Source organism: Phocaeicola fibrisolvens (assembly GCF_025567125.1).
In the GTDB taxonomy this organism is placed as follows: Bacteria; Bacteroidota; Bacteroidia; order Bacteroidales; family Bacteroidaceae; genus Phocaeicola; species Phocaeicola fibrisolvens.
On sequence record NZ_JAOQJI010000019.1, the window covers coordinates 1 to 20,693 of the forward strand.

Annotated in this window: 15 protein-coding genes, 1 other RNA gene and 1 pseudogene; 10 read left to right on the forward strand and 7 right to left on the reverse strand. The window is 42.8% G+C overall.

Annotated features, from left to right (window positions below):
- Positions 1-85 precede the first annotated feature (85 nt).
- Positions 86-1,240, reverse strand: coding sequence for a lipid-A-disaccharide synthase (lpxB, locus tag OCV81_RS09405; protein WP_148329793.1), 1,155 nt, complete (start codon positions 1,238-1,240; stop codon positions 86-88).
- Positions 1,237-2,010 (reverse strand): 5'/3'-nucleotidase SurE, encoded by a 774-nt coding sequence (gene surE, locus OCV81_RS09410; RefSeq protein WP_148329794.1) that lies wholly within the window; start codon positions 2,008-2,010, stop codon positions 1,237-1,239. Before surE ends, lpxB begins: the two co-directional genes overlap by 4 nt.
- A gap of 215 nt (positions 2,011-2,225) precedes the next feature.
- On the opposite strand from surE, the gene OCV81_RS09415 reads away from it, so the two are divergent.
- The 5 genes from OCV81_RS09415 to OCV81_RS09435 all read left to right on the forward strand — a co-directional run bounded on the left by OCV81_RS09415 (position 2,226) and on the right by OCV81_RS09435 (position 8,325).
- Positions 2,226-2,993, forward strand: coding sequence for a ParA family protein (locus OCV81_RS09415; RefSeq protein ID WP_022354499.1), 768 nt, complete (start codon positions 2,226-2,228; stop codon positions 2,991-2,993).
- 6 nt (positions 2,994-2,999) lie between these two features.
- On the forward strand, positions 3,000-3,896 hold the full coding sequence (locus tag OCV81_RS09420; protein WP_148329795.1) for a ParB/RepB/Spo0J family partition protein: 897 nt from the start codon (positions 3,000-3,002) through the stop codon (positions 3,894-3,896).
- A 12-nt stretch (positions 3,897-3,908) separates the two neighbouring features.
- Positions 3,909-4,694 (forward strand): DUF5683 domain-containing protein, encoded by a 786-nt coding sequence (locus OCV81_RS09425; protein WP_262640299.1) that lies wholly within the window; start codon positions 3,909-3,911, stop codon positions 4,692-4,694.
- Positions 4,695-4,697: 3 nt separating this feature from the next.
- Positions 4,698-5,969 (forward strand): lytic transglycosylase domain-containing protein, encoded by a 1,272-nt coding sequence (locus OCV81_RS09430; RefSeq protein ID WP_148329796.1) that lies wholly within the window; start codon positions 4,698-4,700, stop codon positions 5,967-5,969.
- A gap of 76 nt (positions 5,970-6,045) precedes the next feature.
- On the forward strand, positions 6,046-8,325 hold the full coding sequence (locus tag OCV81_RS09435) for a RelA/SpoT family protein (RefSeq protein ID WP_148329797.1): 2,280 nt from the start codon (positions 6,046-6,048) through the stop codon (positions 8,323-8,325).
- Positions 8,326-8,389: 64 nt separating this feature from the next.
- Here the strand turns inward: OCV81_RS09435 and OCV81_RS09440 are convergent, their stop codons facing one another.
- Both OCV81_RS09440 and OCV81_RS09445 read right to left on the reverse strand, forming a co-directional pair.
- The gene (locus tag OCV81_RS09440) at positions 8,390-8,737 is read right to left on the reverse strand and encodes a MerR family transcriptional regulator (RefSeq protein WP_022354504.1); all 348 of its coding nucleotides are present in this window, start codon (positions 8,735-8,737) and stop codon (positions 8,390-8,392) included.
- 16 nt (positions 8,738-8,753) lie between these two features.
- Positions 8,754-9,719, reverse strand: a complete 966-nt coding sequence (locus OCV81_RS09445; protein ID WP_148329798.1) for a M23 family metallopeptidase — start codon at positions 9,717-9,719, stop codon at positions 8,754-8,756.
- Positions 9,720-9,852: 133 nt separating this feature from the next.
- On the opposite strand from OCV81_RS09445, the gene alaS reads away from it, so the two are divergent.
- A complete protein-coding gene (gene alaS, locus OCV81_RS09450) occupies positions 9,853-12,471 on the forward strand; it encodes an alanine--tRNA ligase (protein WP_148329799.1) in 2,619 nt (872 codons plus the stop codon).
- A 584-nt stretch (positions 12,472-13,055) separates the two neighbouring features.
- On the opposite strand, the gene ssrA is transcribed toward alaS, so the two are convergent.
- Positions 13,056-13,452, reverse strand: a transfer-messenger RNA (tmRNA) gene (gene ssrA, locus OCV81_RS09455).
- A 100-nt stretch (positions 13,453-13,552) separates the two neighbouring features.
- Positions 13,553-14,731 carry a phosphoribosylaminoimidazolecarboxamide formyltransferase gene (locus tag OCV81_RS09460; protein WP_022352701.1) on the reverse strand — a complete coding sequence of 393 codons (1,179 nt, stop codon included), beginning with the start codon at positions 14,729-14,731 and terminating at the stop codon, positions 13,553-13,555.
- A gap of 159 nt (positions 14,732-14,890) precedes the next feature.
- Here OCV81_RS09460 and OCV81_RS09465 point away from each other — a divergent pair, with 159 nt between their 5' ends.
- On the forward strand, positions 14,891-15,439 hold the full coding sequence (locus tag OCV81_RS09465) for a beta-class carbonic anhydrase (protein WP_148329800.1): 549 nt from the start codon (positions 14,891-14,893) through the stop codon (positions 15,437-15,439).
- An 84-nt stretch (positions 15,440-15,523) separates the two neighbouring features.
- Here the strand turns inward: OCV81_RS09465 and OCV81_RS09470 are convergent, their stop codons facing one another.
- Positions 15,524-17,821, reverse strand: coding sequence for an inorganic phosphate transporter (locus OCV81_RS09470; protein ID WP_148329801.1), 2,298 nt, complete (start codon positions 17,819-17,821; stop codon positions 15,524-15,526).
- Positions 17,822-18,062: 241 nt separating this feature from the next.
- Here OCV81_RS09470 and OCV81_RS09475 point away from each other — a divergent pair.
- The 3 genes and pseudogenes from OCV81_RS09475 to mreC all read left to right on the forward strand — a co-directional run.
- Positions 18,063-18,647: pseudogene (locus tag OCV81_RS09475) on the forward strand (IMP cyclohydrolase); the annotation flags it as partial.
- Between the two features lie 79 nt (positions 18,648-18,726).
- Positions 18,727-19,749, forward strand: a complete 1,023-nt coding sequence (locus OCV81_RS09480) for a rod shape-determining protein (protein ID WP_148329803.1) — start codon at positions 18,727-18,729, stop codon at positions 19,747-19,749.
- Between the two features lie 88 nt (positions 19,750-19,837).
- Entirely contained in the window at positions 19,838-20,689 is an 852-nt protein-coding gene (mreC, locus tag OCV81_RS09485) for a rod shape-determining protein MreC (protein WP_148329804.1), read from the forward strand.
- Positions 20,690-20,693 lie beyond the last annotated feature (4 nt).

Below are 20,693 nucleotides of genomic sequence, written 5' to 3' on the forward strand. Positions count from 1 at the left end.
CCAAAAGGCATGGACATAGGAAAAACATAAATCATACTCTATGAAAAATGGCAAAACGATGATTATATAACGAAAAGAGGATGCATCATTTTGACACATCCTCGTTATATTTTTGCCGCAACAATTCCACAATCTGGACTGCGGCTCTGTCAGAAGCACCCGACTCACCCAATATACGAATCAACGACTCGTACTCTTTTTGCATCCGACTCCGGCCTTCACCGCCTGGAAGAATCTTTGCAAGCTGTTCCTTCACATTACTTACCGTCATTCCATCGGCTACTAACTCAGACACCACTTCTTTCCCCGCAATCAGATTAACCAGTGAAATATATTTCACTTTTAAAATATGCCTTCTTAAAAATGAAACCAGCTTTCCACAGGCCGTATAATAACACACCACCTGAGGCACACAAAACAGAGCTGTTTCCAAAGTGGCCGTACCACTTGTTACTAAAGCGGCTACCGCATGCGAAAGCAAATCATAAGTCTGCCCAAAAACAATCTTTGCATTACCTTCAGTGTAAATCTGATAAAACTCAGGAGCAATACCTGGAGCCCCCGCAATAACAAACTGATACTCCGGAAACGCACGGGAGGCTTCTATCATACGCGAAAGATTATCCTTTATCTCCTGCTTCCGGCTACCCGCCAACAAAGCCACGATTGGCCTATTCTCCAGATGGTTACGAGAGACAAAATGTATAAAATCCTCTGTATATTCCTGTTGGAAACAATCAACTGCATCCACACACGGGTTGCCTATGTAATGAATCGGATATGAATGTTTCTGAAAAAAATCTACTTCAAAAGGCAAGATGGAAAACAGTTCATCCACATCACGCTTAATATTCTTGATACGATATTCTTTCCAAGCCCATATCTTAGGTGAAATATAATAAAATATCGGAATATGAGTATGCCCCTTGATATATTCTGCTATTTTCAAGTTAAAGCCGGGATAATCAACCAGAATCAGCACATCCGGCTGCCAACGGACAATGTCTTCCTTACAATAGTCCATATTTCGGAAAATCGTCCGCAAATGAAGTAAGACTGGAATAAATCCCATATAGGCCATGTCCTTGTAATGCTTGACCAACGAACCTCCCACTGCCGCCATCAAATCGCCTCCGAAAAAACGGAACTCTGCCTGCGGATCAGCCTTCTGCAAAGCCTTCATCAAGTTAGAAGCATGCAAATCGCCTGAAGCTTCTCCTACAATCAAATAATATTTCATACCTGAAGATTCCAGTGATTCAACTCTTCTTTCAACGCGTATGCCGTCACATCAATTTGGGTAGGAGTCACAGCTACATATCCATGCTCAAGAGCCCAATGATCTGTATCTTCCGCATCCGGTTCATTGTTCTTATAAGAACCCGTAAGCCAATAATAATAACCGCCTCTTGGATGTACTGCTTTCACGAACTCATTGGTCCACATCCCGTTCGTCTGTCGGCAAACGCGTACACCTTTCAATTCCTTTACAGCCGGGAAATTCACATTCAAGCAAGTTCCCAAAGGAAGGCCATGCAACAAGACTTCCTCCACCAAACGTTGTATGTAGGGAAAAGTGGGCGTAAAATCAGCCTCAGGATCATGATTACAAAGAGAAAATCCCACTGACGGAATGCCTTTTAAACACCCTTCAATTACAACCCCCATCGTTCCTGAGTAATGCACATTCACCGAAGAATTATCCCCATGATTTATTCCGCCAATTACCATATCGGGTACTCGAGGCACCAAATCATGCAAAGCCAATTTCACACAATCAACTGGAGTCCCCGTGCAACTATACAACGTGAAACCAGGCTCAGACTTCAATTGCGTACAGCGAAGAGGATGTTCAGAAGTAATGGAACCCGAAGCTCCTGAGCGAGGACCTGAAGGTGCAACTACCATTAAATCAGCTATCGGCCGCAAAACCTTTATCAATTCCTGAATGCCTTTTGCAGCAAAGCCATCATCATTCGACAACAGCAAAAACGGTTTCTCTTTCATCATATTTTATTATCCAATCTTTTTTAAGTGTGTAAAGTTACAACAAATCTTAATCTTACCAAACCGGGCCATGCAATTAACCAAAAATATATATCTTTGCCCGCGTGAAGTTATTAACAGATAAGGTGAGTTTTCAACACTTTCAAAAAAGTCATTGAAATTTAATTGACACTGTCATCATTTATTAGTTACTTCGCAATCAGAATAAACTGATTAATATGGGAAAAATTATTGCTTTAGCCAATCAAAAAGGAGGAGTAGGTAAAACTACCACGACTATTAACTTGGCTGCATCTTTAGCTACTCTCGAGAAGAAAGTACTAGTGATTGACGCTGACCCTCAGGCAAATGCCTCATCCGGTCTAGGTGTGGACTTGAAAGATATCGACTGTTCAATCTACGAATGTTTAATCAATCAAGCAGACATCCGGGAAGCTATTTATACAACCGATATTGACGGATTAGACATCATACCTTCTCACATTGACCTGGTAGGTGCTGAAATCGAAATGCTGAACCTGGAAAATCGTGAGAAAATCATGCGGCACGCATTGGAACCGATGAAAGACGAATACGACTACATCTTAATAGACTGTTCTCCTTCACTTGGATTGATTACCATCAATGCATTGACAGCTGCTGACTCGGTGATTATTCCCGTACAATGTGAATATTTCGCATTGGAAGGGATCAGCAAACTTTTAAATACCATCAAAATCATCAAGACAAAACTCAATCCTTCATTGGAAATTGAAGGATTTCTGCTAACCATGTTTGACTCACGCCTGCGCCTGGCCAACCAGATTTACGATGAAGTGAAACGACACTTCCAGGAACTGGTGTTCAAAACCATTATTCAGCGCAATGTCAAACTAAGCGAAGCACCCAGCCATGGCATTCCGGCTATTCTCTATGATGCAGAATCTACCGGAGCAAAAAATCATCTGGCCTTGGCCAACGAAATTATAACAAAAAACAGCAAATAAAAGTATATGGCAGTACAGAAAAAATTTGCATTAGGACGAGGACTGGATGCCCTGATATCCAACGAAGAGGTGAAGACCTCCGGATCATCATCTATTAATGAAATAGAATTAAGCAAGATATCTGTCAATCCCAACCAACCTCGTCGTGAATTTGATCCTATCGCTCTACAGGAACTGGCTGACTCCATTGCTGAAATTGGCATCATACAGCCTATTACCTTACGCCAGCTAAGCGAGGATTCTTATCAGATTATTGCAGGGGAACGACGCTACAGAGCCTCCATACTGGCCGGTTTGAAGACCATTCCGGCTTATATCCGAACAGCCGATGACGAAAATGTCATGGAAATGGCGTTGATAGAAAATATACAGCGCGAAGACCTGAATTCACTGGAAATCGCACTGGCTTACCAGCACCTGATTGAACAATACGAACTGACCCAGGAACGGCTCAGTGAACGAGTGGGGAAAAAACGTACCACCATCGCCAATTATCTACGCCTACTAAAACTGCCTGCTCCAATTCAGATGGCCTTGAAGAACAAGGAAATCGACATGGGACATGCACGGGCTCTATTGACCTTGGAAGATCCGAAAACCCAAATACGCATCTTCAATGAAACGGTAAGTCAAGGCTACTCCGTACGTAAGGTAGAAGAAATTGTAAAAGCACTGTCAAATGGAGAGAGCGTAAAAAGCGGAGGAAAAACAATTACCCCCAAAAGCACGCAACTATCGGAAGAATACTCGATACTGCAAAATCATCTTTGCAGCTTCTTTGGTACTAAAGTACAACTTTCTTGTACAAACAAAGGAAAAGGAAAAATCAGTATTCCATTCAACAGTGAAGCAGATTTGGAAAGAATCATGGAGATTTTGGACTCTTTGAAAAAAACAGAATAAACAAAAAGCGAGTTGAAACCACATATATTTACATATATCCTGTCGTTTGTCCTGCTACTATGCATGTCTCTACTGAACTGCACGGAAGCCCATGCCCAACGGGCCAAGAAACACCGGGAAGGAGTGCTCACTGCAGATTCTATCCGGACAAAAAATCAGACAGACAGTCTGGCTTTAGCCGATACAACTGACCTACAGCGACAATTGAAACTGGAAACGCTGGAAGCTCCTGTAGATACAGCCCTGCTGGCACGACAAAATGACTCCATACAAAACAGTATACCTGCTCCACAAGAGAAAAAACGCTGGATACCCAATTCCAATCGCACGGTATGGCTAGGCTTGATTATCCCTGGAGCAGGACAGATATACAACCGTAAATACTGGAAACTTCCTCTTATTTATGGAGGTTTTGTAGGCTGTGCATACGCCTTGACATGGAACGGACAAATGTATAAAGATTACTCACAAGCCTATCAGGACATCATGAGTAACAACCCGAACAACAAAAGCTACGAAGATTTCCTGCCTCCTGGCACAAACGTAAACGACCGCTTGGAGTACTGGCAAGAAATCCTCCGTAAACGAAAAGACCTTTATCGCCGTCAACGCGATTTGAGTATATTTGCATTCATTGGTGTATATTTATTATCAGTGATTGATGCCTATGTAGATGCCGAATTGTCTGATTTCGATATCAGCAAGGACTTGAGCATGAAATGGGAGCCCACAGTTTTCAACGATGCATTTCGTAACCGTCCGCAAGGAGTCGGAGTACAATGCTGTATTAAATTTTAAAAAATGAGAAAGCTAATTTTCAGTTTACTGACCGCTACTTTCTGTAGTGCCTCTTCTATTTTCGCACAGCAGACAGAAAAGACCATTACTATACAAGCGGCCAACGGACAGGAGGATGTAATAGATTTGCCGGAAGGAATGATATCTACCACAGACAGTCTTTATCTTGACTGGATATCCAAACACTATATAAATCCGGCAGAAAATTGTACCATGAGTACCCAAAACCCGGAAGTCAGCGATTCCATTTATATGGACCGCTTGCAACGCATCCCTGCCATTATTGAAATGCCTTACAACGACATTATTCGCAAATTTATCGACATGTATGCCACCCGGCTTCGACAAAAAGTGTCCTTTATGTTAAGTGCCAACAACCTCTACATGCCGATTTTTGAGGAAGCACTCGACTTATACGACCTTCCGTTGGAATTGAAATACCTCCCTGTCATTGAATCAGCACTCAATCCTACCGCTACATCTTCACAAGGGGCTGTGGGATTATGGCAATTTATGCTCCGCACAGGACAGGTATATGGACTAAAAGTCAACTCATTGGTAGACGAACGAAGAGATCCGGTGAAATCCACACGAGCTGCAGCACGCTATCTGAAGGATTTGTATGACATTTATCATGACTGGAACCTGGTATTAGCAGCCTACAATTGCGGACCTGGCACCATCAACAAAGCCATTCGCCGGGCTGGAGGAGAAACGGACTTCTGGAAAATCTACAATTATCTGCCCAAAGAAACAAGAGGGTATGTGCCGGCTTTTGTCGCCGCCAATTATATCATGACATATTATTGCGAGCACTACATCAGTCCAATGGAAATGAACATGCCGGAAAGTACCGACACCGTTCATATCAACCGCCCTCTGAATTTAAATCAAATAGCTGGAGTATGTAAAATTGACATCGACCAGTTGCGCGCCCTCAATCCGGAGTTCAAAAAAGACATTATCCCTGGAAATGAGAAACCGTATGCCCTGCGACTCCCAACTGATATGATGAGCTGTTTCATTGACCATGAAGATAGCATATACAACTACAAGCCAGAAATCTATCAGACTCGAAGAAGTACAGTAGTAGCTGTAAGCAACACCACTACTCAAAAACAGAGTAACAAAAAGGCAGTATACCACCGCATTCGAAATGGAGAAACATTGGGCAGTATTGCCGCAAAATATGGAGTAAGTGTGAAACAGCTCCGGCGTCTGAACGGCATAAAGGGAAGCAATATCCGTGCCGGCAAATCACTGCGCATCCGATAAGAAAAGTAACCGTTTGCTTGTTAGATTCGTATTTTTCCCTATTTTTGCATTATTGATTCAAAGAAGGGAGAGAATTATGACTGAGGAGAAACTTACGCAGGAACAGGCAGATGAAAAACTGATTGACGATGCATTCCAGGAACTTCTGGACCGATATCTAGAAAGCAAACACCGGAAAAAAGTTGAAATTATTACGAAAGCCTTTAATTTCGCCCGACAGGCGCACAAAGGAGTGCGCCGACGTTCGGGCGAACCTTATATCTTACATCCTATAGCCGTCGCACGCATTGCATGTGTGGAAATAGGCTTGGGATCTACGTCCATCTGTTCGGCCTTACTTCACGACGTAGTAGAAGATACAGATTATACTGTAGAAGACATTGAAAATCTGTTCGGTCCTAAAATTGCCCAAATTGTAGACGGACTGACAAAAATCTCAGGAGGTATCTTCGGAGACCGAGCTTCGGCACAAGCAGAAAACTTCAAGAAACTGCTTCTCACGATGAATGATGATATCCGAGTCATCCTCATCAAAATAGCCGACCGCCTGCACAACATGCGTACCCTTGGTTCCATGCTTCCCAGCAAACAATACAAAATTGCAGGAGAAACCCTTTATATCTATGCGCCATTAGCCAACCGTTTGGGACTCAACCGTATCAAGACAGAACTTGAAGATTTGAGTTTCAAATATGAACATCCTGAAGCCTACCAAAAAATAGAAGATAAATTAAAAGCCACACAAGCTGAAAGAGATAGTTTGTTTGAAGAGTTTACTGCTCCCATACGGGCACAACTCGACAAAATGGGGCTTCCTTATCGAATTCTGGCACGTGTCAAATCACCTTATTCCATTTGGAATAAGATGCAGAACAAGCATATTACTTTCGAAGAAATCTATGACATTCTAGCTGTAAGAATTATCTTTACACCTAAAAATGAAGAAGAAGAGCTAAATGATTGCTTCAATATTTATGTAGCTATTTCACGCATCTACAAACCTCATCCAGACCGTCTGCGCGACTGGGTCAGTCACCCGAAAGCCAATGGTTATCAAGCTCTTCATGTAACATTGATGAGTAATAAAGGACAATGGATTGAAGTACAGATTCGAAGTGAACGAATGAATGATGTGGCAGAACAGGGTTTTGCCGCTCATTGGAAATATAAAGAAGGCGGAGGTAGTGAAGACGAAGGAGAGCTCAGCAAATGGCTGAAAACAATCAAAGAAATCCTGGATGACCCACAACCGGATGCCATTGACTTTTTGGATACCATCAAACTTAACCTTTTTGCATCTGAAATATTTGTTTTCACTCCAAAAGGTGAAATCAAAACCATGCCTCAAAACGCCACGGCACTCGATTTTGCTTTTTCTATCCACACTTTCCTTGGGAGCCATTGTATCGGAGCAAAGGTAAACCATAAACTGGTTCCACTAAGTCATAAATTGCAAAGTGGAGACCAAGTGGAAATTCTGACTTCCAAATCACAGAAAGTACAGCCCTCATGGATAAATTTTGCGACTACAGCAAAAGCGAAAGCTAAAATACTTTCTATCCTGAAACGAGAACGAAAAGAAACACAGCAACAAGGGGAAGACATGTTACATGATTTCTTCCAAAAGGAAGGCATTGAAGCCAATGATACAAATATTCAGAAATTATGCACACTTCACAAATTGAAAACACCTGAGGATTTAATGTATCAGATTGGACAAAAGGTCTTCGTACTAGGTGATTTGGATAAAAACGAATTAAAAGAAAAGCCTACACCAACCAACTGGAAAAAATATATTGCTTTTGCCTTTGGAGGGAGTAAATCGAAGACACAATCCAATGAACAACCCAAGGAAAGCACGCCACAATTAAATATTGACAAAAAGAAAGTGGTGCGACTCACTCCTGACGAAATTCAAAAGCACTATATCATCGCTGATTGTTGTAAACCGATACCAGGAGATGATGTGTTAGGCTATATTGATGACAACAACCGTATCATCATTCACAAACGACAATGCCCAATTGCAGCCCAACTGAAAACCAGTTTTGGGAACAGATTACTTGCTGTACAATGGGAAACTGGAAAAGCCCTTAACTTCCCTGTTAATGTATATATAAAAGGTATTGATGGAATCGGAGTATTGAATCAGGTAACCCAGATTATCTCCCAGCAGTTAAATGTCAACATCCACAAGTTGAACATCGAATCCAATGATGGAATTTTTGAAGGACGAATCCAGCTTTTCGTACACGATGTAGACGATGTAAATACGATTTGTGAAAACTTAAAGAAACTGGAAAGTATCAAAAAAGTAACTCGCATCGAAAGTTTTGATGACAAAATTACCGACTAAAAAATATACGATTCACACAAAATTCGGCCGGGGAAAAGATTCTCGGCCGAATTTATTCTTGCCATTACGTTAAATAGTCTAGTTCGTTACGCATGCTCACCAACTCTTCCCGGATACGTTTCAAACGCTCCACGACATTAGCTGTCTGCAAAGTTTCCTCCCGATTCTGCTTCAAACGCTGCTTAGCCCCAGCCAATGTCATCCCTTTTTCTTTCACTAAATGATATACCAAACGGATATTCTCTATATCTTCTTTACGATATTGACGAATGTTACCACCTGCCTTTTTAGGAGAAATCATGGGAAATTCCTTTTCCCAATACCTCAACAACGATTCATTCACGCCAAACATCCGAGCCACTTCACTAATGGAATAATACAATTTCAATTCTTTTTCTGCCTTTAAAGCCATACAAAATCTCCTTTTTTTAATCGAATACTCTACCGTGATTGGCAGCTATCTCAATCATCTTTTCATAATCGTCTGCGTTTAAATCCATGAAGTAATAGTTCACAGGATTCACAATCTTTCCTTTTACACGTACTTCATAGTGCAAATGTGGCCCTGTACTTTTCCCGGTAGAACCCACTTCCCCGATAACTTCTCCACGGGTCACATTCTGGCCTACCCGTACCTTAATGGCATTCAAATGTGCATAACGAGTCACATACCCAAAACCATGGTCTATAATAATACAATTCCCATAGAGTCCGTCCCATCCAGCTTGCTTCACTCGACCATCTCCCGTAGCATATACCGGTGTTCCGATATTTGCCGAAAAATCCATTCCTGCATGGAATTTCACAGTCTTATAAATGGGGTCTATACGCATGCCATACCCCGAGGCAGTCTGCTTTAAATTTTTATTCGACACCGGCTGTATAGCAGGGATGCAAGCAAGCATCTTATCGTGCTGCTTGCAAAGCGCTACGACTTCATCAAAAGATTTAGACTGCGCATAAATTTTTTGCTCCAAACCGTCCATTTTCTGTAAGGTATGAATTACCAGACGGCTGTTCGCCATATCCATCAACTCATTGTAACGCGCACTGCTGGCTTTCCCAGATCGCTGTTCATCGGGCAACGGATCAGCCTGCATCATCACCCGATAGATATTGTCATCACGTTGTTGCAAACGCAGCATCACCCCTTCAGCCTCATCCAAACGAGAAGATAAAATGGCATATTGCGACAACAACCGTGAATTCTCTGTACGAAGATCCTTTTCTGAAGGTGAACCAAAAATCCATATTAACAAAATAAAACTTCCGGCACCCAGCCCCATACCTACAAACAACTGTCTGAGATAACTCAATGCCCGCTGTCGCATGGTAGGATAAATACGGTCGTAAGTACGTGTTTTCGGATTATAAACATAATAGACTTTACGCATGTGGTTCGATTTTGGAAAAATTTAAGCAACAAAACATCAAGTTTTTGCACCAAACATACAGACAAAAATAATAAAAGCGATTATCTTTGCAAATCAATTTTGAGAATATTAACTACAAGACAATATAACGACTATGTTGACAGCAAATGAAATCCGCGACTCATTCGTCAAGTTCTTTGAGTCAAAAGGACATCAGATTGTGCCTTCTGCACCAATGGTCATCAAAGACGACCCGACCCTGATGTTTACCAACGCCGGTATGAACCAATTCAAGGATATCATACTTGGAAACCATCCTGCTAAATACAAACGTGTAACCGACTCACAAAAATGTTTGCGTGTGAGCGGAAAACATAATGACCTGGAAGAGGTAGGTCACGATACGTACCACCATACCATGTTTGAGATGTTGGGTAACTGGTCATTTGGCGACTACTTCAAGAAAGAAGTGATTGGTTGGGCTTACGAATACCTGGTAGAGGTACTGAAGCTGGACCCAAAAGACTTGTATGTTACTGTCTTTGAAGGAAGTCCGGAAGAAGGCCTGGCTCGTGACGATGAAGCTGCCGGTTACTGGGCACAGTATTTCCCTGCAGACCATATCATCAATGGAAACAAGCACGACAACTTCTGGGAAATGGGTGATACAGGTCCTTGTGGTCCGTGCTCTGAAATTCATATCGACTCTCGTTCAGCCGAAGAAAAAGCAGCCGTTCCGGGACGCGAACTGGTAAACAAAGACCATCCTCAGGTAATTGAAATCTGGAACCTTGTGTTCATGCAATACAACCGCAAAGCCGACGGAACATTGGAACCGCTTCCTGCAAAGGTTATCGATACCGGAATGGGATTCGAACGTTTGGTACGTACCCTGCAAGGAAAGACTTCCAACTACGATACAGACGTATTCCAGCCTATCATCAAAGTGATTGGCGATTTGTCTGGCAAGAAATATGGTGATGACCCGAAAGTGGATGTAGCCATGCGTGTGGTAGCCGACCATATTCGTACCATCGCCTTTTCTATCACCGACGGACAGCTGCCATCGAATGCCAAGGCTGGTTATGTAATCCGTCGTATCCTGCGCCGTGCCGTACGTTATGCCTATACTTTCCTGGGGCAGAAACAAGCTTTCATGTACAAACTGGTTCCGGTACTGGTTGAAAATATGGGAGGTGCTTATCCTGAACTGAAAGCCCAGCAGCCGCTGATTGAGAAAGTGATGAAGGAAGAAGAAGAATCTTTCCTCCGCACACTGGAAACAGGTATCCGCCTGCTCGATAAGACGATGAACGAAACAAAAGCTGCCGGAAAAACTGAAATCAGTGGAGTAGATGCCTTTACATTATATGATACCTTCGGATTCCCGTTCGACTTGACTGAACTGATTCTTCGTGAAAATGGTCTGACTGCCGACGTGAAAGGTTTCGAAGCAGAAATGCAAAAACAGAAACAGCGTGCTCGTAATGCCGCTGCCGTAGAAACCGGTGACTGGGTAACCCTGAAAGAAGGTGAAACCAAATTTGTAGGCTACGATTACACGGAATACGAAACCAGCATCTTGCGTTACCGCCAAATCAAACAGAAAAACCAGACACTCTACCAGATTGTTTTAAGCGAAACCCCGTTCTATGCAGAAAGCGGTGGTCAGGTAGGTGATACCGGTGTACTGGTCAGCGAATTCGAAACCATCGACATCATTGATACCAAGAAGGAAAACAATCTTCCAATCCATATCGCCAAGAAATTGCCGGAACATCTGGATGCACCGATGATGGCTTGTGTGGATACCGACAAACGTGCCGCTTGTGCCGCCAACCACTCTTGTACGCACTTGCTGGATGAAGCCCTCCGCCAGGTGCTGGGTACCCACGTAGAACAGAAAGGTTCTTTGGTTACTCCAGACTCTCTGCGTTTCGACTTCTCTCACTTCCAGAAAGTGACTCCGGAACAGCTGCGTGAAGTGGAACACCTGGTAAATGCCAAGATTCGCGCAGACATTCCTTTGACAGAATACCGTAACTTGCCGATTGAAAAAGCCAAGGAACTGGGTGCCATTGCCCTGTTCGGTGAAAAATACGGAGACGAAGTGCGTGTCGTACAGTTCGGTTCCTCTATCGAGTTCTGTGGAGGTACACACGTATCTGCTACCGGAAAGATTGGTATGGTAAAAATCCTGTCTGAAAGCTCTGTAGCTGCAGGCGTACGCCGTATCGAAGCCGTAACCGGTGCCAAGGTAGAAGAAATGTTCGATACCGTACAGGATACCATCAACGACCTGAAAGCCTTGTTCAACAACGCTCCGGACCTGAAAGCTGCCATTACCAAGTACATCGATGAGAATGCCGGCCTGAAGAAACAGATGGAAGAATTCATGAAAGAGAAAGAGGCCTCTGTAAAGAACAAGCTGATTGAAAACGCCAAGGAAATCAACGGTGTAAAAGTGATTAAAGCCGTACTTCCGATGCCAGCCGATGCAGTGAAGAACATCGCCTTCCAATTGAAAGGACAGTTCACAGAAAACCTGTTTGTGGTAATCGGCAGTGTATTCGAAAACAAACCGTTGCTGACTGTCACCATGAGCGATGACCAGGTGAAAGCCGGATTGAATGCAGGACAATTGGTTCGCGAAGCTGCCAAACTGATTCAAGGTGGTGGCGGTGGACAGCCTCACTTCGCTACAGCCGGAGGAAAAAATCCTGACGGATTAAATGCTGCTGTAGATAAAGTCATTGAACTAGCTGGATTCTAATTTAAATTAAATCCTCTACACAAAAGACACTTTTCATCTCCCCTTATTCGCAATAAAGCATATAAGGGGAGATTCTTTTTATAGAAAGTTCATATTCGATCAGAAACAGATAATCTTTATTTGTTCATTTTTAAATTCTACACCACAAACCTTAAAGGATCAATACCTCAATATTCTCAAATTATTATCCTATATCCCTTTTCCATACCTCTTCTTTTAAATATTTCTCAAAGGTTAAAGAGATAACTTACGTAATATAAAATTCTTGTCAGATACTTTTAGACAACTCTTATTGGTGAAAAGTGACGAAATATAGTTTTATTGGAATCTACAAATAACCATGTAATTTCAGAGTATAATTATCACATCAATGCCCTCATTGCATTTCTTGTGGTCAACTTAAAATATCCTTTCCTCCACTGAAGTTTCAAAAATAAAGATGAAATCAATTTTTAACAAGGAAGTAACAACAAAGGCGAGAAAACTCTTCTCTTATATATCTATGTGTATATCCCTATTTGTTCGCTCTCATAAAAAATGGAGAGCGTCCCATATTATTCTGAGACGCCCTCTTCAAATTCTTTCCGTGGACCTGGAGGGAGTCGAACCCTCGTCCAAACAAGGAAGCCATATGCTTTCTACATGCTTATCTCTGCCTTCGGTTTTCGTGCACAAGCAAGACCAGAGCCACCCACTTATGCCTTAGTTCCTAAAATTTCATTTCAGCCGCGGAACAAGACTGAAACTATTCCCGAATTTGCTGCACCGCTAAACCAAACGCTTCGGAACAAGAGCTTTTGAGCGATGTCTCGTTTCCATCACTGTGACGGAAATAAAGCTAATCTACTATACTTCGATTAAGCAGCGAGAGCATAATTTTCGTTGCCAGATAATTGTTCAGTAACTGAGATTATAGTGCAAATCACTGACGCACTGCATGCTTACATACCACATCTCTCGCTGTCAAAACCAAACAAGCCCAAGATTAGTATTAAACTGACTACAAAGATAACAAATCTTCCCCTATCTACAAAAAAAGAGGTGCAAATTTGCACCTCTCCTCTTTTTCTTTCGCCTTATATTAATGATGGAACAAGCGAATGCCGGTAAATGCCATTGCGATACCGTACTTATCACATGTTTCAATCACATTATCATCCCGTACAGAGCCTCCGGCCTGCGCAATATACTCTACCCCACTCTTATGGGCACGTTCAATATTGTCTCCAAACGGGAAGAATGCATCAGAGCCTAAAGATACTCCCTTCTGTGTATCCAGCCATGCACGCTTCTCTTCACGAGTCAACACTTCCGGCTTCTCAGTAAAGAACTGCTGCCATACACCATCGGCTAATACGTCATCGTGATCTTCGCTGATATAAATATCAATGGTATTGTCACGATCGGCACGACGAATCTTTTCTACCCAAGGCAAATTCAATACTTTCGGATGTTGGCGCAAATACCAAATGTCAGCCTTATTTCCAGCCAGACGAGTACAATGGATGCGGCTCTGCTGTCCGGCACCAATACCGATAGCCTGTCCGTCTTTCACGTAACAAACAGAATTAGACTGCGTATATTTCAACGTAATCAATGCAATCATCAAATCACGCTTGGCCGATTCCGGGAAGTTCTTATTCTGTGTCGGAATATTTGCAAACAGTTCCGGTCCATTCAACTTCACCTCATTACGTCCTTGTTCAAAAGTAATACCAAACACATCCTTATGTTCAATCGGATTCGGACGATATGCCGGATCAATCTTGATGACATTATAGGTACCCTTCCGCTTATTCTTCAAAATTTCCAAAGCTGCATCTGTATATCCCGGAGCAATGACACCGTCGGACACCTCACGATTGATGAAACGGGCTGTTTCCTCGTCGCACACATCACTCAAAGCAATAAAATCACCATAAGATGACATACGGTCGGCACCACGGGCACGCACATACGCATTAGCCAACGGTGACAAAGGCAAGTTATCCACAAAATAAATTTTCTTCATGGTTTCATCCAGTTCCAGACCAATCGCGGCCCCGGCAGGACTCACGTGTTTGAACGAAGTGGCAGCCGGCATACCGGTAGCTTCTTTCAGTTCTTTCACTAACTGCCATCCGTTGAACGCATCCAAAAAGTTGATATAACCGGGACGTCCGTTCAACACTTCAATAGGCAGTTCTCCCTCCTGCATGAAAATGCGGGCCGGCTTCTGATTAGGGTTGCAGCCGTACTTGAGTTCGAGTTCTTTAGCCATATTTTAATAGTTTGGTTGAATTTTCTACAAAAGTACGAAAAAAACAGAAGCATATTTCACGATTAGTACATGATTTTAGGAAATCCCACAGAAAGCTACTGGAAAATCAAAAAATAAATCTGTATTTTTGTCCATATTCTACACAAAATATAAAGAACCATGATAGACGAATTATTACACTACAACAGGACATTCGTAGAAACGAAAGGATACGAAAAGTATATCACAAACAAATACCCTGACAAAAAAATTGCCATTGTCACTTGCATGGATACCCGATTGACAGAACTATTGCCAGCTGCATTAGGCATCAAGAACGGAGATGTCAAAATTATCAAGAATGCCGGAGGTACAATTACTCACCCCTTTGGAAGCGCCATGCGAAGCCTGCTGGTAGCCATATATGAGCTAGGAGTAGAAGAAGTCATGATTATCGGACACACAGATTGTGGAGTACAGCACATGGACAGCCAGGTCATGCTGCGTCACATGCGCGAAAGAGGAATCTCACAAGACCACATCGAAATGATGCAATATTGCGACATTGACTTAAATTCCTGGCTTAGCGGATTCAATGACACAGAAGAAGCTGTACAGAAAAGTGTGCACATCGTGCGCCACCACCCGTTAGTACCACAAGATATACGGGTAAGAGGATTTATTATGGACTCTACCACAGGAAACCTCACCGAGGTACAAGAAGACTAACCTACATAAAACCCTAAAAGAAAGGCCGGCAAGAAAGAGAAAAATTTCCTGCCGGCCTTTTTATCAATTCAAGACTGATCAGCCTCAACGGTCTTCCGCCAAAGCCAGTATAGAGACCTCTTGAGGCACGTAATCTCCCTGGAAGAAACGGCTGGCACGCAGCAGATGACGCCAGATACTCACCAATTCCTGAGATTCCTGAAGGATATTCAAATAAACCATTGCAGCCTTTAAACCCGCATTGTCAGATTCCTGCATACGGTTCATCTGCTGCTTACGCAAGGCCGATATGCTGTTTTTCAAATCATCTCCTTTCTTCAGAATATCATCAGCATCTGCATAGTTTCCCGTACTGATAACCTCTTTTGTACGCTCCATCAAACTACAAAGCTGTTCACGCACTGGAAGGAATTCCTTCACGCAATCCGGAGATATCGGATTAAAGTTATTATCCACATGCTCCTTGCAAGGTTCACAGATTCGCTTCAGACAGTAAAGCATTTGCTCACAGCTGTTGCTTCCCAAGTGAAACCATGTATTCTTTTCTATCGCTACGGTCATAGGAAGACGACGCAATCCCAAAATCTCTTTCCGACGACGTTTCTTGAGCATCTTCTTCTGATCATCCGTGGCATTCATGGCCTTCCGCAGACTACGCAAGTCCTCATTGATGAATCCGTCAGTTACCTGTACATAGGTCTTCTCACTGAAATCGACGTAGCTTGCCAAGGTTTCCTGTACATGCCGACGAAGCAATGCCAAGGTTTCGCTCTTATCCTTGCTGCTCATCATCCGTTTGAATATATCATCCTGCCCCTCCACTTTTTCCTCTTTCTTCTTATATTGGATATTGCTGCGTACCAAAAGCACTACGGCTACCACAATAAAGATGAACATGCCAACGAAACTGGTATAGAACATTATGAAAGTAACCAGCGCACAAATCGTAAATGCGACAAATGCAGTGATAAACCAACCACCAATCACGGAAAGCATACCCGTAATACGATACACGGCACTTTCCCGGCTCCAAGCACGGTCGGCCAATGAACTACCCATCGCTACAATAAATGTCACATAAGTAGTAGACAACGGCAATTTCATGGTAGTACCGATGATAATCAACAATCCAGACAACACCAAGTTCACCGAAGCACGCACCATATCAAATGCAGCCCCATCGTTCAGAATCACTTCATCCTTGTTGAAACGACTGTCAATCCAACGACGCATCCCCACCGGAATCACCCGAACCAAAAAATCATTAATATTGGTTGCACGACGCACAATGACACGAGCCAAAGCAGAAGAGCCAAACATCTCATCCCCTTCTTCCTGACGGGCCAGATCGACCGAAGTCTTGATTACATTCTTCGCCTTTTTGGAAGTAGCCAGCGCATAAACCATAACGATACCAGAAGCTATCAGGAAGATGGCCGGAGTCTTAGCCGAAGACATCAGAGAAGACATCATAAAATCGTGAATGCCAGCTCCATTTGCATTAGCTACATAATCCGTATACGCAGAAAAGCCCGCCAAAGGCACACCGATGAAGTTCACCAAGTCATTACCGGCAAAAGCCAAAGCCAAAGAGAAAGTTCCCAGCAACACAATAATCTTAAACACATTTACTTTACACCAGTGCAAGATTTGCATGATGACCGTAAACACCACGAAACATCCACCCACCAATATCGGGGTATTGTCCTGAATCCATTGTAGAGCTTCAGGCGTCATGAACGAAGCACTCTTCAATCCCTGTATAATAATGAAATACCCCAAGGCTGTCACGGCAATTCCACCGAACACACCGATGGTCCATGAAAGATGTTTCTTATAATTGAAACTGAAAATAAGTCGAGACACATATTGTACAATGGTACCCGCAATGAAAGCAACTGCCACAGAAAGGAAAATACCCATAATGACCGACAGAGCCTTTTCCGTATTCATCATGTCCCCTAGGCTCAACATGCCAGTTTCATCTCCGATAATCTTCAGAATGGCCAGAATAAATGTACCTCCCAATAGTTCAAACACCATGGACACCGTGGTTGAAGTAGGCAGTCCCAATGTATTGAAAACATCCAGCAATACCACATCTGTTACCATTACAGCCAACAAGATACACATAATCTCATAAAAGCTGAAATTCACCGGTTGAAAAATACCATGACGGGCAATATCCATCATACCATTGCTCAACACTGCTCCAGCAAAAACTCCGACAGCAGCCACAATGATAATGGTTTTAAACTTTGCGACCTTTGCACCCACTGCCGAATTCATGAAGTTCACAGCATCGTTGCTGACACCTACCAGCAAATCAAAAATTGCCAGCATAAACAGGAAAATAACAATTCCCAGATAAATAGTTTCCATATTTGTTTTGTTAAGTTTTTCCGGGTGCAAAAATATTTCATTCTTGTTATAAACAAATGTCATATATATTACAATCATGTTACAAAATCCGGAAAACATCCAAAACAAACCGCCTATTCACAAGAGGGTCAGACCTAAAACTTTCAGTGATAATGTAAAAAAAAGATATTTTATTTTCCGTATGCTGTGTTTATCACTTGAAAATTCGTAATTTTGCGGCTGAATTCAAAATCTCAAAATTATGTCAGAATCAAAGAAAATAAAGACCGCATTGGTTTCAGTTTACCATAAAGACGGCTTGGATGCTATTTTAGCTAAACTTCACGCTGAAGGAGTTGAGTTCCTGTCAACTGGAGGAACACGTCACTTCATCGAATCACTGGGTTATCCTTGCAAAGCTGTAGAAGACATTACTACTTATCCTTCTATCTTGGGGGGACGCGTAAAGACATTACACCCTAAAATCTTTGGAGGTATCCTCTGCCGTAGAGAATTGGAAAGCGACCAAAAACAGGTTGCACAATATGAAATTCCAGAAATCGACCTGGTAATTGTGGACTTATATCCATTTGAAGATACTGTAGCCAGCGGTGCTGCCGAACAAGACATCATCGAAAAAATTGATATAGGCGGTATTTCATTGATTCGCGCCGGAGCCAAAAACTTCAATGACGTAGTCATCGTAGCAAGTAAGCACCAATACCAGCCTCTATTGGACATCCTGAACCAGCAAGGAGCCGTCACAACCCGCGAACAGCGTCGTTGGTTTGCAGGTGAAGCCTTTACTGTTTCTTCACACTACGATTCTGCCATCCGCGATTATTTCAAGAAATAATCGCAAAGAGCAAACGTCCTGTCTTCCTCAATGGATTTATTAATTTTCAATCTAGACTTATATTAAAGGAATGGGATTATTCTCCTTTACACAAAACATAGCGATGGACCTTGGCACAGCCAATACCATCATTATCAGCAACGACAAAATTGTGGTAGATGAACCCTCCGTCGTTGCGCTGGATCGCCGTACAGACAAAATGATTGCTGTAGGTGAACGTGCAAAGATGATGTACGAAAAAGAAAATCCGAATATCCGTACCGTACGTCCGCTTCGTGATGGAGTCATTGCCGACTTCAATGCCTGCGAACAGATGATGCGTGGATTGATAAAGAAAGTAAATACCGGACGTCATCTTTTTACTCCTTCCCTGCGTATGGTTATCGGTGTACCATCGGGGTCGACTGAAGTAGAACTTCGTGCCGTACGTGACAGTGCGGAACATGCAGGAGGACGTGATGTCTACCTGATATTTGAACCAATGGCGGCTGCTATCGGTATCGGACTGGATGTGGAAGCTCCGGAAGGCAACATGGTAGTCGATATAGGTGGAGGCTCTACGGAAATTGCCGTAATCTCACTGGGAGGTATTGTTTCCAATAACTCTATCCGTGTAGCAGGCGACGACCTGACAGCAGATATTCAAGAATACATGAGCCGACAGCACAATGTCAAAGTCAGTGAGAGAATGGCCGAACGTATCAAAATTCATGTAGGAGCTGCCATCACCGACTTGGGAGACAACGCTCCGGAAGACTACATCGTGCGTGGCCCGAATCGTATCACTGCCCTTCCCATGGAAGTTCCGGTATGCTATCAGGAAATTGCACACTGCATGGAAAAAAGCATTGCCAAAATTGAAACAGCCATCCTGAGTGCATTGGAAAATACTCCTCCAGAACTGTATGCCGACATTGTTAATAACGGAATCTATCTTGCGGGAGGTGGTGCACTGTTGCGCGGACTCGACAAACGTCTGACAGACAAAATCAACATTCCTTTCCATATTGCCGAAGACCCCTTGCTGAGCGTAGCCAAAGGAACAGGCATTGCCTTAAAGAATGTAGACCGTTTCTCATTCCTGATGAGATAAAACATATAAAATTGAAAATGAAGAAACCAAGAGTTTCTTCATTTTCAATTTTCATTTTTCGTTCACCCATCATTTCGGATTCTTTGACATGCGAAATCTGATCAATTTTCTGCTGAAATATAATCACTGGTTTCTTTTCGTACTTTTGGAAATCATTTCACTCACCTTGTTGTTCCGATTCAACAACTATCAGGGAAGTGCTTTCTTCACCTCTGCCAATTATGTGGCCGGACTGGTATACGAAGCATCCAACCAAGTGACCCGTTACTTCGGACTGACAGAAGTCAACAAAAACCTGACTGCACGAAATGTCGAGCTGGAAATTGAAGTGGAACGTCTTTCACAGGCGCTGGAGCAATATACTCAAGATACTACCGGAATAGCCAACCTGCGCAAAGAAGCATTGAAAGATTACGTATTATACGATGCAAAAGTCATCAATAACAGTGTGACTCACCCGGATAACTTCATTACCATTGACAAAGGAGAAGCTGACGGGATACGCACCGAAATGGGAGTGGTTTGCGGAAACGGCGTAGTAGGCATTGTGTATCTCACAGGACGTCATCACGCCATCGTCCTGCCGGTGCTGAATTCAAAAAGCAGCATCAGTTGCAAAATCAAGAGGACATCGTATTTCGGTTTTCTGAAATGGGACGGAGGATCCTCGCAATACGCTTATGTAAAAGATTTACCCCGACATTCGGAATTTTCATTGGGTGACACCATTGTTACCAGCGGACATAGCGCAGTTTTCCCTGCTGGAATACCGGTAGGAACAGTCGACGACATGACCGACAGTCACGATGGTTTATCCTACCTGCTCAAAGTTAAACTATTTACCGACTTTGCACGACTGAATGACGTACGGGTACTAGGATCTTTCAATGGAGCAGAACAGATACAACTGGAAGACAGCGTACGCTCCATGACACACTAAACAA

Coding starts and splice junctions, on each gene's coding strand:
- OCV81_RS09435 (WP_148329797.1), top strand. CDS start 6,046: ATGACTGAGGAGAAACTTACGCAGGAACAGGCAGATGAAAAACTGATT.
- OCV81_RS09420 (WP_148329795.1), top strand. CDS start 3,000: ATGGCAGTACAGAAAAAATTTGCATTAGGACGAGGACTGGATGCCCTG.
- OCV81_RS09415 (WP_022354499.1), top strand. CDS start 2,226: ATGGGAAAAATTATTGCTTTAGCCAATCAAAAAGGAGGAGTAGGTAAA.
- surE (WP_148329794.1), bottom strand. CDS start 2,010: ATGATGAAAGAGAAACCGTTTTTGCTGTTGTCGAATGATGATGGCTTT.
- alaS (WP_148329799.1), top strand. CDS start 9,853: ATGTTGACAGCAAATGAAATCCGCGACTCATTCGTCAAGTTCTTTGAG.
- OCV81_RS09470 (WP_148329801.1), bottom strand. CDS start 17,821: ATGGAAACTATTTATCTGGGAATTGTTATTTTCCTGTTTATGCTGGCA.
- OCV81_RS09460 (WP_022352701.1), bottom strand. CDS start 14,731: ATGGCTAAAGAACTCGAACTCAAGTACGGCTGCAACCCTAATCAGAAG.
- OCV81_RS09480 (WP_148329803.1), top strand. CDS start 18,727: ATGGGATTATTCTCCTTTACACAAAACATAGCGATGGACCTTGGCACA.
- lpxB (WP_148329793.1), bottom strand. CDS start 1,240: ATGAAATATTATTTGATTGTAGGAGAAGCTTCAGGCGATTTGCATGCT.
- OCV81_RS09445 (WP_148329798.1), bottom strand. CDS start 9,719: ATGCGTAAAGTCTATTATGTTTATAATCCGAAAACACGTACTTACGAC.
- OCV81_RS09430 (WP_148329796.1), top strand. CDS start 4,698: ATGAGAAAGCTAATTTTCAGTTTACTGACCGCTACTTTCTGTAGTGCC.
- mreC (WP_148329804.1), top strand. CDS start 19,838: ATGCGAAATCTGATCAATTTTCTGCTGAAATATAATCACTGGTTTCTT.
- OCV81_RS09440 (WP_022354504.1), bottom strand. CDS start 8,737: ATGGCTTTAAAGGCAGAAAAAGAATTGAAATTGTATTATTCCATTAGT.
- OCV81_RS09465 (WP_148329800.1), top strand. CDS start 14,891: ATGATAGACGAATTATTACACTACAACAGGACATTCGTAGAAACGAAA.